The following is an 11,740-nucleotide window of genomic DNA, read 5'->3' as shown; positions in this document are numbered from 1 at the left end:
AGATTGGCAGGGCAGAGGGGTGGCTGGAGGAAAGGAGTGAGAGGCAGGACGGTGCAGGGAGAAACGTGGTGACAGGTAAATAGGGAGGTGTTGGGACGGACGAGCGCCCGCAAGACGATCGGCTTGTGGCGAACAGCCGCGCGGGAAGGCGCCCAGCGATCTGCGCCAGGAGCGATCGGAACAACTCGCCATGCGTGGCCACTCGCGGACAGACCGCGGCCTTGGGGGAGTGAGGCCGTCGTCGGACGGCCGCGAACCCAGGAGGTCATCATGACTGCCACCATCTCCCGCCGTCTCGTCTCGCTCGCCGACGCTGCCGACGCGCTCGCCGTCTCGACGCGGACCGTTCGTCGCTACATCGCCGACGGTCAGCTCGACGCCGTACGCCTCGGCCGCAAGACGCTGCGGATCAAGGTCGACTCGATCGAGCGCTTCATCGATGCCAAGCCCGTAGGCAACTGGCGTTGAGGCTTCGCCGGGGTCAGGAGCGGCCAAAAGTGGCTGTCTCTTGTTCCCCGTATGTTCCCGAAATCGGAAAGAGGCCCTCGAAAGGGCCTCTGACCTGCGGGTTTCTGGTGGGCGATACTGGGTTTGAACCAGTGACCTCTTCCGTGTCAAGGAAGCGCGCTACCACTGCGCCAATCGCCCGTGTTCTTGGTGCTGCACCGAGGTGGAGACGGGATTTGAACCCGTGTACGCGGCTTTGCAGGCCGCTGCCTCGCCTCTCGGCCACTCCACCATGAAGGCAAGTTGCCTTTTGCCTCCGAGCGGACGACCGGGCTCGAACCGGCGACCTCAACCTTGGCAAGGTTGCGCTCTACCAACTGAGCTACGTCCGCGGGAACACCAGCGGTGTAACTTCCCCGCTCGGTGCTTGGTAGACAGTAGCGGATCGATCCAGCAGATTCAAAACTGCCATCAGGCGCCCGTGGTGCCGTCGCGACGGGGCCGCGCGACGCCCTCCTCGAGCTCCCGGTCGAGCGCCTCGGCGAGGTGCGGGCGCTCTCGTTTGGTGAACTGCTGGTCCCGGCTGCGCTGGTCTCCCACGGCAGGATCCACCTTCACCACCGGACGCGCCAGGTCGCCCCGCGACAACCGCCGTCCGGCCCAGTGGGCCAGCCGCGTCCCCGCCCCGTCGCGCAGCTCGACCGGCCAGAGCACCCGCGTCGCGGCGTTCAGCCCGGCGCCGATGAGGATCGCGATGGCGAGGACGTAGAGCCAGATGAGCAGGACGATCGGGGTGCTCAGCGGCCCGTAGATGGACGAGCCACCCAGGGAGGCCTCGAGCGCGCTGCGGACGACGAGCGACGCGAGCAGCCAGATCCCCAGCGCGAGGAGGGCTCCCGGAGCATTGCGCCACCACCGGGCCCGGCGCGGGGTGGCGATGTGGAACAGGGTCGTCAGGAGAGCGATCGACAGGACGAGCACCAGGGGCCAGTAGGCGATGGTGAGGAACTTGACCCGCTCGGGCAGCCACGCCTCGATGATGGCCGGACCGAGGAGGACCAGCGGCAGCAGGACGACCGCGACGACGATGCCGAGGGTGTAGAGGCCGAAGGTGAGGAAGCGCTGGCGCAGGATCCCCCGGCCGTCACCTTGGCCGTACATGATCGCGATCGTGTCGACGAAGACGTTGAGCGCCCGCGAACCGGACCAGAGAGCGATGAGGAAGCCGACGGAGATGAGGTCGGGTCGGCCGTCGCGCAGCACGTCGCGGACGGTGGGCAGCAGCAGCTCGTCGATGCTCGACTGGGTGAGGAAGCCGGACGCGTAGTCCGTGACGACGTCGAGGAGCCGCTGCACGCTGTCGGGTCCGAGGATGTTGCCGAGGTAGCCGACGCCGCCGAAGAGGCCGAGGACGAACGGCGGCAGCGACAACAGCAGGAAGAAGGCGCCCTCGGCGGCAAGACCGGTCACGCGGTAGTTGAGGCTGACGCGGACGGTCTCGAGGGTGACCCGGGCGAGGGGCACCGCCCCCGGGACCCGCTCCAGGATGCGCCGCACCGCCGACTTGACCGTCATCGCCCCCGAGGCTAGCTGCCCGTCAGGCGCGCTCCGGGGTGACGCGCGCGACAGCCGGGCCAGATCGCTCGGCGAGGGGTCCGGCCTACGCTGCAGGAGTGAGCACGCACGAGGTCAGCAACCAGGTCGGGCCTTTCGTCGGCAGGGACTTCCTCACCGAGGACCGAGCGCTCGCCGAGGCGGTCGCCCGCTGGGTACCGACGCAGGACGTGGCGTCCTTGGCCGAGCTCGGGCGGCTCGCGGGATCGCCGGAGGCCCAGGACCACGGTCGTCTCGCCGACACGAACGCGCCGGTCCTGCGCACGCACGACCCCCAGGGCAACCGGGTCGACGAGGTCGAGTTCCACCCCTCCTGGCACTGGCTGATGACCCGGGCCGTCGGCGCCGGCCTCACCGCCGAGCCGTGGACGGCCCCGGCGGGGAGCGGCGCCCACGCCAGGCGCGCCGCGGGCTTCATCATGTGGTCGCGGGTGGAGGCCGGGCACGGCTGCCCCGTCTCCATGTCGTATGCCGCTGGGTCGGCCCTTCGACATCACCCCGAGTCCGCGTCGCGCTGGCTCCCCCTCCTCGCGAGCCGGAGCTACGACTTCGGGATCCGGCCGGTGGAGGAGAAGGTCGGCGCCATCGCCGGCATGGGGATGACCGAGAAGCAAGGCGGCTCGGACGTCCGGTCGAACTCGACGAGGGCGGTGCCCGCACCCGGAGGCCCGCTGCCGGGCGAGACGTATCGCCTCACGGGCCACAAGTGGTTCTGCTCGGCGCCGATGAGTGACGTGTTCCTCATGCTCGCCCAGTCACCCGGAGGCCTCACCTGCTTCGTCGTCCCGCGGGCGCTCGGCGACGGCTCACGCAACCCGTTCGCCCTCCAGCGGCTCAAGGACAAGCTCGGGAACCACTCCAACGCCTCGAGCGAGGTGGAGCTGGAGGGAACGTGGGGGTCCCGCCTCGGCGAGGAGGGCCGGGGCGTACGGACGATCATCGACATGGTCGGGGCGACCCGTCTCGACTGCGTCCTCGGTTCCACGGCGACCATGCGCGATGCTGTCACCCGCGCGGTGCACCACGCCCGTCACCGCTCGGCCTTCGGCCGCCTCCTCGTCGACCAGCCGCTGATGCGCAACGTCCTGGGCGACCTGGCCCTGGAGGCGGAGGCCGCCACCGTCCTGTCGATGCGACTGGCTCACGCCTTCGACACGGGCGAGTCGGAACTCGCGCGGCTCGGGGTCGCGGTCGGCAAGTACTGGGTGTGCAAGCGCACCGCACCGATGGTGGCCGAGGCGCTCGAGTGCCTCGGCGGCAACGGTTACGTCGAGGAGAACGGTCTGGCACGGCTCTACCGGGAGGCCCCCCTGAACTCGATCTGGGAGGGGTCGGGCAACGTCAACGCCCTCGACGTGATCCGGGCCATCAGCCGGGAGCCCGCGAGCCTCGAAGCCCTCACCAAGGAGCTGCACCGAGTCCGCGGGGTGAGCCGGGCCCTCGACGAGCAGACGGACCAGGCTGTCCAGCAAGCTCATTCGTTGGAGCCCGACTCGCCTGGTGCTGCGTTCACGGCCCGGTCGGCGGTCGAGGGCCTGGCCGTGGCTCTGCAGGCCGCCCTTCTCGTCGAGCACTCCCCCACCGTCGCCGACGCGTTCATCGCCAGCCGGGTCGAAGGGGGTCACGGCCACACCTTCGGGACGCTGCCCGTCGACCTCGCCGACGCGGTCGGGCCGATCCTCGACCGCGTCGGCTAGCTCGGGCCCCGCAACACACCGCCCTCAGCTGGCCGCGAGGCGCTTCTTCTCCGCTTCCACGTCGAAGTCCGCCTCCGGCCACTGCAGGTCCATCTCCCGGAGAGCCTCGAGCAGCAGCTGCTGGACCGCGAGCCGGGCGTACCACTTGCGGTCCGCGGGAACGACGTGCCAGGGCGCGCCGACCGTTGAGGTCCGGTCGAACACCGCCTGGTAGGCCTCCATGTAGTCGAGCCAGTGGCCGCGCTCGTCGACGTCGTCGGGGTTGAACTTGTAGTGCTTGTCGGGGCGGTCGAGCCGGCGCATGAGACGAGCCTTCTGCTCGTCCTTGCTGATGTGCGTCATCACCTTGACGACCTTCGTCCCACTGGCAATGGCCGCACGCTCGAAGGCGTTGATCTGCGCATAGCGTTTCGACCAGACCTGCTCCGGGACGAGCTCGTGCACCCGCACGATGAGGACGTCCTCGTAGTGGGAGCGGTCGAAGACGCCCAGCTGCCCGGGTGCCGGCAGCGCCTTCTCGATGCGCCACAGGAAGTCGTGGGCGAGCTCCTCCTCGGAGGGCGCCTTGAAGGCGGTCGCTCGCACGCCCTGCGGGTTGACGGAGATGACGTGGCGCATGATGCCCCCCTTGCCCGACGTGTCCATGCCCTGGACGACGAGGAGCAGCGCGCGCTTGGAGCCGGCGGTCGACTCTGCCCAGAGGCGCTCCAGCAGGTCGGTCAGCTCCTCCTCCGCGGATGCGAGCGCTGCCTTGCCGGCCAGCTTGTCCCCGTCGAACGCCGGCGTGGCAGAGGTGTCGACACCGTCCAGGACGAACCCCTTCTCGACGCGGAGGGCATCCGAGAAGCCGCCCATGGGATGCACTCCGTCCGCGACGAACTGCTCGGCCAGGTCGGCGACGGCTCGATCCTCGTCGGCCTTCTTCTTCGACTCGAGCGCGTCGGCGTCGGTCCGGGCGCCGGACCTGCCGCCCTTGCGTGCCTTCTGGTCACCCTTGCCCTTGCCCTTGCCTTTGCCCATGGCGCCATCCTGCCCGACACGGCGGCCGTAGCCCGGGATACGAGGCCGCTTAGGGTGTTTCCATGCGCCTGCTCCTCCCCGCCGGCAGCGGCCTCCCGCCCGGCAGCGAGCTCGATCTGGACGCCCTCGCCGGCGTCTATGCGCCGCCGACGGATCCGTGGCTGCGCTGCAACATGGTGACGACTCTCGACGGTGCGGCCACGGGACCGGACGGGAGGTCCGGCTCGATCAACACGACAGCCGACCATGACGTCTTCGACCTGCTTCGCGGCCTGAGTGACGCGGTGATCGTCGGCGCCGGCACGGTCCGGGCCGAGGGGTACACCGGCCTCACGGTGGCCCCGCCGGTCCTCGGGATCCGCCGGAGCGCCGGACGCCCCGACTCCCTGCCACTCGTGACCGTGTCCGGTTCGGGTCGCCTGCCGTCCACGCTCCGAGGCGGCGCCGGCGGCCCGGTCCTGCTCGCCACGTGCGCGGCAGCTCCCGGTCTGGCAGAGGCACGGTCCGTCCTGGGCAGCGAGTCCGTTCTCGTCTGCGGTGAGGACGACGTGGACCTCGGCGCACTGCTGGAGCGGCTCCACGAGCGAGGGTGGACCCAGCTGCTCACCGAGGGCGGGCCACACCTGACCGGCTCCCTCCTCGCAGCGGGCCTGCTCGACGAGCTGTGTCTCACCATCGCCCCCCGCCTTGTCGGTGGCCACCACCCACGGCCGGTGAGCCCTGAGGCCGCACCGGAGGACCTCGAGCTGGGTTTCCTCGTCGAGCAGGACGGGACCCTCATGGGCCGCTGGTTCCCCGCTCGCCCGGCACCCCCACCGGGGACCCGATGACCCTCCTCGCGAGCGCCCGTGCCGGCGACCACAGGGCGTTCGACGAGCTGGTCGGTCCGCACCGCCGCGAGCTGCTCGTCCACTGCTACCGGATGCTCGGCTCCATCCAGGACGCCGAGGACGCGCTCCAGGAGACACTCCTCGCTGCGTGGCGTGGACTCGCCGGCTTCGAGCAGCGCAGCTCCCTCCGCAGCTGGCTCTACCGGATCGCGACGAACTGCTGCCTCAGGCTGACCCGCAACCGGCCGGCCCGTGTCCTGTCCTTCGACCACGCTCCCCCGCTGACGGCCACGCACGACCTGGGCGCCGCTGAGCCGGCCGAGCTCTTCGTGGAGCCCTGGCCGGACTCGAGCTCCGGCGGGACCGGCAACCCCGAGGACGCCGTCGCCAGCAAGGAGGAGGTGGAGCTGGCCTTCATCGCGGCCCTCCAGCTCCTGCCACCGAACCAGCGAGCCGTGCTCATCCTGCGTGACGTCCTCGCCTTCAGCTCCGCAGAGGTCGCCGACCTGCTCGGGACGTCTACACCCTCCGTGAACAGCGCCCTCCAGCGCGCCCGCTCGACGGTCGGGGCCGCCTCCGTGGACCGGTATGCGCGGCGGCTCCCGGGCGACGAGGAACAGGCTCTCGTGGCTGCACTCGTCGCTGCCTGGGAGCGTGCCGACGTCGACTCGGTCATCTCCTTGCTGGCCCGCGACGTGCGATTCACCATGCCGCCGCTCCCCGCCTGGTTCGACGGGCGCGCGTCCGTCGAGAGGTTCCTGCGAGAGCGGGTCTTCCAGACGCCGTGGCGGTTCGTGCGCACACGGGCCAACGGGCGTCCGGCGATCGGCGGCTACCAGGGCGTCGCCGGTCGGTACGCGCTCGGCAGCCTCACCCTGCTCCACGTCGGGCCGGACGGCATCGAGTGGTTCGCGTCGTTCCTCGACCCGGCGGTCCTGGACCACTTGGGCCTGCCTCCGGTCCTGGACCCGGTCGCCGGCTGACCTCGCCCGGCACTGGCCCGAGGGCGCGTGTGAGAGCCGGCCCAGCGGCATACGGCACGAAATGCCTGCCGGCCGACCGATGAGTTCCAGCGCGCGCGTGTCTCTCTACGGGTGACAGCACCCATCACCACAGTGAGGAACCGAGATGCCCAAGGTCATCGTCACCAACATCGTCTCCCTCGACGGCTACTACGAGGGGCCAGGCGGGAACGTCATGGCGCTACCCATGGACGAGGCGTTCGACGCGTACAACCTCGAGAGGATGCGCGCGGCGAGCGCCGTGCTCCTCGGGCGACGGTCTTACGAGATGTTCAGCGCGTACTGGCCGTCCATCGCGGACACCCCGGAGGACCCCGACAACCGGGCCCTCGACGCCACGAACCGGGAGCTGAGCCGCATCTACAACGACGTCCCGAAGGTCGTCGTCAGTGACACGTGCGTGCTGGACGAGTCCAACCCGTGGCGCGACACGACGACGGTCGTTCCCCGCGCCGCGGTCGGCGAGTGGCTCGCGGGCCACCTGGGCGGCGAGGCGGTCGTCTACGGGAGCCGGACGATGTGGAACGGCCTGCTCGAGGACGGCCTCGTCGACGAGCTGCACCTCATGGTCGGAGCGCTCGCGCTCGGCGACGGTGTCAGGCTCTTCGCCCGAGCAGTTCCCCGGCTCGAGCTGCTGGGCTCGTGCACGTTCGCCGGATCGTCCAACATCCTGCTGCGCTACGCCCCGAGTCGCGACCGCTCGGCGGACGGCACCCCCGAGGCTCCCAGGCCGGAGACGAAGGACGAGACGGCCGCTTCCCATCGCTCCGGGTCGTAGTTCCACTCGCGGCAGTGGCGCGCCCGGTGCCACGGCTCGAAGCGGACGATGTCGGGCCGGCGTTCGGCGAGGGCGGCCGCCGGCGCGAAGGGGACGACGGTGTCCCCCGTCGAGTGGATGAGCAGGATCGGCACCCCCAGGTCGTCGGCCCGAGCGACCCAGTCCGTGTGCGCGAGGTCGATCGGCTCGATCAGCCCGACGAGCGATCGACCACGGCGCGAGCCCATGAGGCCACGCGCCACGCGCACGAGCGGGCCGGGCAGGTGGTTGAGCCGGCCGTGGTGGCGCAGCACCGCATCCCAGTCGATGACGGCCGAGTCGAGGCACACGCCGACGATGCGATCGGCGTGCCGTGACCGGTCGAGGGTCTGCAGGACGATGGCGCCGCCCATCGACCACCCGAACAGGACGATTCGCTCGGCTCCCCGGGCGACCGCTGTCGTGATCGCGGCCTCGACGTCGCGCCATTCGGACAGGCCGAGGTTGTATCGCCCGTCGGGGCCGCGCGGCGCGTCGCGGTCGTTGCGGTAGGCGGCCACCAGGCACGTCCACCCGGCCTCCCGAAGCACCGGCACCGCGCGCAGCGTCTCCTCCTTGCGCGCCCCTCGGCCGTGCACGAGGATCGCCCAGTCGCCACCGGCGGACGACGCTGCCGGCGGCACGACCCACCCCGGCAGCGCGCCCACCTCCGAGATCACGACGACGTCCTCGTCCGGCAGGCCCATGCTGACGCTCGGCCGGTCCCAGAAGTAGTACTGGTTCCAGCGTGCCGGTCCCACCCCGAGCGCCCCACGATCGACCGCGATCAGCTCGCGGCGCACCGTGGCCGCCACCTCGTCGTGCTCGAGGATCCGCCCGATCCGCGCGTGGCCCGCTCCCCCGTCCAGCCACACGCCGTACTGCCCCGGGACGTCAGGGTCCGGGCCGGAGGCGAAGGTGACCGACTCCGCGTCGTGCGCGACGATGGCCACGTCGTCGGGCTGCAGCTCGTCCGGGGTGAGGACGCGGCGGGCGAACCAGGCCGCCGCCGCGACGGATCCGGCGGCGGCGCCCACGGCGGACCCCCCGCCTGCGGCGCCTGCGATGAGGACCGGGCGGGTCACGAGCTGACGAACCTTCACGCGGCCATCGTGTCAAAGCCCCAGCCGGCCGCGGTGACGCTTCGGTTCCCGGCGCGGCGAGTCGGGCACAAACGGGAGCGCGAGAGCGTTCGGAGGTCATGAGCAGCGACAAGACCTATGCCGTCCAGCGGAGCGACGACGAGTGGCGCGAGCGCCTGACGCCTGCGGAGTTCCACGTCCTGCGCGAGGCCGGCACCGAGGCGCCCTTCCGCGGCGAGTACACCGACACCAGGACCCAGGGGGTCTACTCGTGCCGCGCGTGCGGCGCCGAGCTCTTCCGCAGCGACACCAAGTTCGAGTCGCACTGCGGCTGGCCGTCGTTCTACGCGCCGCTGGCCGGGGACCGGGTGGACTACATCGAGGACACCAGCCTCGGCATGCGGCGGGTCGAGGTCCGGTGCGCGTCGTGCGGCTCCCACCTCGGCCACGTCTTCGAGGGCGAGGGCTACGAAACCCCCACGGACCAGCGTTACTGCATCAACTCGATCAGCCTGCGGCTGACCCCGACGGAGGAGTGAGGCGTATGCCGCTGGGCTCACTGGGAGCCCACGGGCGGGCTGGGTGCCCGGCGGGCCCCGCTCACCTATCGTGAGACGACATGGGACCGGACGAGCTGCGCGTTGGTGATGCGGAGCGCCGAGCCGCCATCGAGCTGCTCGCCGAGCACTTCGAGGCGGGACGGCTCGACTCCCACGAGTACGAGGACCGCCGCGGACGAGCGGCGGACGCGGTGACCCGACACGACCTCGACGTCCTGTTCAACGACCTGCCGGCGCTGGCACCGGACGGTCGCGCGCTGCCACGGCCGGCCGCGCTCCCCTTCCGCACCTCGCGGCAGCCGCGCAGGGTCCGGGACCTCATCCTGGGCCTGGTGCCCTTCGTGGCCCTGCTCATCTTCCTTCGCACCGGCTCGTGGGTGTGGTTCCTGCTCATCCCCATCACGGCGCTGGTCGTCAGGGCGCTCTTCACCGAGGAGTGACCTGCCCGAGGGCTGCGGTCAGCTCAGCGCAGGTTGGCGACGAGCTCGCGCGGCTCGACCCGCGGGCCGGTGAAGAAGGGGATCTCCTCGCGCACGTGGTTGCGCGCGCGGGAGGCCCGCAGCTCCCGCATGAGGTCGACGATCCGGAACAGCTCGTCCGCCTCGAAGGCGAGCAGCCACTCGTAGTCGCCCAGGGCGAACGAGGCGATGGTGTTGGCGCGCACGTCGGGGTAGTCGCGGGCCATCTGGCCGTGCTCGCGCAACATGTCGCGACGCTCCTGATCGTCGAGCAGGTACCAGTCGTAGGAGCGCACGAACGGGTAGACGCAGACGTACTTCCGGGCGACCTCGTCGGCCATGAAGGCCGGGATGTGGCTCTTGTTGAACTCGGCGGGCCGGTGCAGCGCCGCGGAGGACCAGACCGGCTCGAGGTGGGAGCCGAGCTCGGAACGCAGCAGCCGGTGGTAGGCCGACTGGAGCTGCTCGATGGTCGCTGCGTGCCACCAGATCATGAAGTCGGCGTCGCCGCGCAGTCCGGCGACGTCGTAGATCCCGCGCACGACCACTCCGTCGCCGGCGAGCGACGCGAGGAAGGACTCCAGCTCGTCGGCCAGGGAGTCACGGTCGTCGCCGAGCGGTGTGACGCTGCTGAACACCGACCACATCGAGTAGCGGATGGTCTCGTTGATCTCACGCATCTGGGCCGGGGTCAGCTTGTCACTCATGAGCACCATCATCCCAACGCTGCTCCGCCGGCCTGCAGTCGGGTCAGCACGGCCTGCGCCGCACGCCGTCCGGACGCGATGCACGCGGGGACGCCGACACCGGCCAGGGAGGCCCCGGCGAGCGCGACGTCCGCGGCCGGCTCCACCAGCCCGGCGACTCGCTCACGGTGGCCGACCGCGTACTGCGGCAGCCCTCCACCCCAGCGCTGCACGTGAACGGCCAGCGGTGTAGGCAGGGAGCGACCGAGCACCGCAGCGAGGTCGGCGAGGGACACGTCGACGAGCTCCTCGTCGGACCGGTGCAAGGTGGCCTCCTCGCGGTGGCGTCCCAAGGAGGTGCGCAGCACGGTCCGGTCCGGGTACGCCGCAGCGAGCCACGGCCACTTCACCGTGCTGAAGGTGGAGGCCTTGATGGTGAGCGGCTCCGTCGGGGGCACGAGGAACCCGCTGCCGTCGAGCGTCTCCGGCGGCGGCCCCTCGAGAACGAGGGTGACGATGGCCATGGAGGCGGACTCGATCGTGGCGAGTCGTGCAGCGGCGTCCGGCGCCAGGTCGCGCAGGAGGCGAGCCGTCGGGGCCGCGGGTGTGGCGAGGACGACGGCGTCGAAGACGTCCTCGCGCACGTCCGTCGTCGGACCGCTCGTGACGATGAGCTTGCCGTCGCGACGCTGGATCCCGCGGACGACGGCGCCTGTGCGGACCTCGCAACCGAGGCCGGCCAGCCGGGCCGCCACGTGTGCCGGGACGGTGCCGAGGCCCCCGACGACCGTGGCGAAGACCGGAGGACGCTCGACCTGCTCGGCGGGACGCGGCGCCGGGGCGAGGGCACGGGCCAGCTCCAGCACCGACGTGCCCTCGCGCGCTGCCCGGGCCAGCTGCGGAACCGCCATCTCGAGCGAGAGGTTCCGCGAGTCGCCCGCGTAGACCCCGGCGAGCAGCGGCTCGACGAGCTTGTCGGTGACCGCCGGCCCGAGTCTGGCGTCGATGAAGGTGCCGACGGCCACGTCACCGTGCACCGGAGGGGTGACCACCTCTGCCGTGAGTCGCTCGACCTCGGCGTCGGTCAGCAGGCCGCGGACCGCCTCCGGGTCGGACGGCACACCCATCAGGGTCCCCCTCGGCATGGGTCGGCGGGCTCCGTCGATGACGATGGAGGCCGGGACGGGCGCAGGGTGCGCGATGCGATCACCGAGACCGAGCTCCTCGAGAAGGGCAACGGCCTCGGGCCGGAAGGTGAGCACCGCCTCCGCCCCCACGTCGAGAGTCATCCCCGCGATGTCCTCGACCCGCAGCTTCCCTCCGACTCTCGAGGACCCCTCCAGGACCGTCACCTCGATGCCCGGAGCGGTCCGGACGAGGTGCCAGGCCGCGACGAGTCCGGAGATGCCTCCACCGACGACTCCCACGTGCGCGTTCATGACGCCACTCTTCCATCCCCCACACTCAACGTTTCGGGCCGGCCGGGTGTCTTATGGGGCAGGGATGGACACCGGCCCCACCGAGGCGG

At 71.1% G+C, this 11,740-nt stretch carries 12 protein-coding genes and 3 tRNA genes; 7 read left to right on the top strand and 8 right to left on the bottom strand.

Annotation, left to right across the window (positions count from 1 at the left end; all coding sequences use genetic code 11):
- Positions 1-270 precede the first annotated feature (270 nt).
- A complete protein-coding gene (locus tag ABWV20_RS18450) occupies positions 271-468 on the top strand; it encodes a helix-turn-helix domain-containing protein (protein WP_353357788.1) in 198 nt (65 codons plus the stop codon).
- 105 nt (positions 469-573) lie between these two features.
- Here ABWV20_RS18450 and ABWV20_RS18445 read toward each other — a convergent pair.
- From ABWV20_RS18445 to ABWV20_RS18430, 4 genes are all read right to left on the bottom strand, one after another.
- Positions 574-648: transfer RNA gene (locus ABWV20_RS18445), tRNA-Val, on the bottom strand.
- A 20-nt stretch (positions 649-668) separates the two neighbouring features.
- Positions 669-739: transfer RNA gene (locus ABWV20_RS18440), tRNA-Cys, on the bottom strand.
- 27 nt (positions 740-766) lie between these two features.
- Positions 767-839, bottom strand: a tRNA-Gly gene (locus ABWV20_RS18435).
- 79 nt (positions 840-918) lie between these two features.
- Positions 919-2,022 (bottom strand): YihY/virulence factor BrkB family protein, encoded by a 1,104-nt coding sequence (locus ABWV20_RS18430; protein WP_353357786.1) that lies wholly within the window; start codon positions 2,020-2,022, stop codon positions 919-921.
- 98 nt (positions 2,023-2,120) lie between these two features.
- On the opposite strand from ABWV20_RS18430, the gene ABWV20_RS18425 reads away from it, so the two are divergent.
- The gene (locus ABWV20_RS18425; protein WP_353357784.1) at positions 2,121-3,758 is read left to right on the top strand and encodes an acyl-CoA dehydrogenase family protein; all 1,638 of its coding nucleotides are present in this window, start codon (positions 2,121-2,123) and stop codon (positions 3,756-3,758) included.
- A gap of 24 nt (positions 3,759-3,782) precedes the next feature.
- On the opposite strand, the gene ABWV20_RS18420 is transcribed toward ABWV20_RS18425, so the two are convergent.
- Positions 3,783-4,778 carry a PPK2 family polyphosphate kinase gene (locus tag ABWV20_RS18420; RefSeq protein WP_353357782.1) on the bottom strand — a complete coding sequence of 332 codons (996 nt, stop codon included), beginning with the start codon at positions 4,776-4,778 and terminating at the stop codon, positions 3,783-3,785.
- Positions 4,779-4,840: 62 nt separating this feature from the next.
- Here ABWV20_RS18420 and ABWV20_RS18415 point away from each other — a divergent pair, with 62 nt between their 5' ends.
- From ABWV20_RS18415 to ABWV20_RS18405, 3 genes are all read left to right on the top strand, one after another.
- Positions 4,841-5,608, top strand: a complete 768-nt coding sequence (locus ABWV20_RS18415; protein WP_353357780.1) for a dihydrofolate reductase family protein — start codon at positions 4,841-4,843, stop codon at positions 5,606-5,608.
- On the top strand, positions 5,605-6,591 hold the full coding sequence (locus ABWV20_RS18410; protein ID WP_353357778.1) for an RNA polymerase subunit sigma-70: 987 nt from the start codon (positions 5,605-5,607) through the stop codon (positions 6,589-6,591). Before ABWV20_RS18415 ends, ABWV20_RS18410 begins: the two co-directional genes overlap by 4 nt.
- A gap of 145 nt (positions 6,592-6,736) precedes the next feature.
- Positions 6,737-7,408 (top strand): dihydrofolate reductase family protein, encoded by a 672-nt coding sequence (locus ABWV20_RS18405; RefSeq protein ID WP_353357776.1) that lies wholly within the window; start codon positions 6,737-6,739, stop codon positions 7,406-7,408.
- Here the strand turns inward: ABWV20_RS18405 and ABWV20_RS18400 are convergent.
- A complete protein-coding gene (locus ABWV20_RS18400) occupies positions 7,309-8,529 on the bottom strand; it encodes an alpha/beta hydrolase family protein (protein WP_353357774.1) in 1,221 nt (406 codons plus the stop codon). The two genes, ABWV20_RS18405 and ABWV20_RS18400, sit on opposite strands and share 100 nt — an antisense overlap.
- Before the next feature lie 98 nt (positions 8,530-8,627).
- On the opposite strand from ABWV20_RS18400, the gene msrB reads away from it, so the two are divergent.
- Both msrB and ABWV20_RS18390 read left to right on the top strand, forming a co-directional pair.
- Positions 8,628-9,047 carry a peptide-methionine (R)-S-oxide reductase MsrB gene (gene msrB / locus ABWV20_RS18395; RefSeq protein ID WP_353357772.1) on the top strand — a complete coding sequence of 140 codons (420 nt, stop codon included), beginning with the start codon at positions 8,628-8,630 and terminating at the stop codon, positions 9,045-9,047.
- 80 nt (positions 9,048-9,127) lie between these two features.
- Positions 9,128-9,508, top strand: a complete 381-nt coding sequence (locus ABWV20_RS18390; protein WP_353357770.1) for a DUF1707 SHOCT-like domain-containing protein — start codon at positions 9,128-9,130, stop codon at positions 9,506-9,508.
- 23 nt (positions 9,509-9,531) lie between these two features.
- On the opposite strand, the gene hemQ is transcribed toward ABWV20_RS18390, so the two are convergent.
- Together hemQ and hemG are read right to left on the bottom strand one after the other, a co-directional pair.
- The gene (gene hemQ, locus ABWV20_RS18385) at positions 9,532-10,233 is read right to left on the bottom strand and encodes a hydrogen peroxide-dependent heme synthase (RefSeq protein ID WP_353357768.1); all 702 of its coding nucleotides are present in this window, start codon (positions 10,231-10,233) and stop codon (positions 9,532-9,534) included.
- An 8-nt stretch (positions 10,234-10,241) separates the two neighbouring features.
- Positions 10,242-11,651: a protoporphyrinogen oxidase gene (hemG, locus tag ABWV20_RS18380; protein WP_353357766.1), complete on the bottom strand. Its 1,410-nt coding sequence runs from the start codon at positions 11,649-11,651 to the stop codon at positions 10,242-10,244.
- Positions 11,652-11,740 lie beyond the last annotated feature (89 nt).

It is taken from the genome of Intrasporangium sp. DVR (genome assembly GCF_040365325.1).
GTDB lineage: Bacteria > Actinomycetota > Actinomycetes > Actinomycetales > Dermatophilaceae > Intrasporangium.
This window is presented reverse-complemented; position numbering and strand designations above follow the sequence as displayed.

Coding starts and splice junctions, on each gene's coding strand:
- ABWV20_RS18415 (WP_353357780.1), top strand. CDS start 4,841: ATGCGCCTGCTCCTCCCCGCCGGCAGCGGCCTCCCGCCCGGCAGCGAG.
- ABWV20_RS18420 (WP_353357782.1), bottom strand. CDS start 4,778: ATGGGCAAAGGCAAGGGCAAGGGCAAGGGTGACCAGAAGGCACGCAAG.
- hemG (WP_353357766.1), bottom strand. CDS start 11,651: ATGAACGCGCACGTGGGAGTCGTCGGTGGAGGCATCTCCGGACTCGTC.
- ABWV20_RS18450 (WP_353357788.1), top strand. CDS start 271: ATGACTGCCACCATCTCCCGCCGTCTCGTCTCGCTCGCCGACGCTGCC.
- ABWV20_RS18390 (WP_353357770.1), top strand. CDS start 9,128: ATGGGACCGGACGAGCTGCGCGTTGGTGATGCGGAGCGCCGAGCCGCC.
- hemQ (WP_353357768.1), bottom strand. CDS start 10,233: ATGAGTGACAAGCTGACCCCGGCCCAGATGCGTGAGATCAACGAGACC.
- ABWV20_RS18405 (WP_353357776.1), top strand. CDS start 6,737: ATGCCCAAGGTCATCGTCACCAACATCGTCTCCCTCGACGGCTACTAC.
- ABWV20_RS18410 (WP_353357778.1), top strand. CDS start 5,605: ATGACCCTCCTCGCGAGCGCCCGTGCCGGCGACCACAGGGCGTTCGAC.
- ABWV20_RS18430 (WP_353357786.1), bottom strand. CDS start 2,022: ATGACGGTCAAGTCGGCGGTGCGGCGCATCCTGGAGCGGGTCCCGGGG.
- msrB (WP_353357772.1), top strand. CDS start 8,628: ATGAGCAGCGACAAGACCTATGCCGTCCAGCGGAGCGACGACGAGTGG.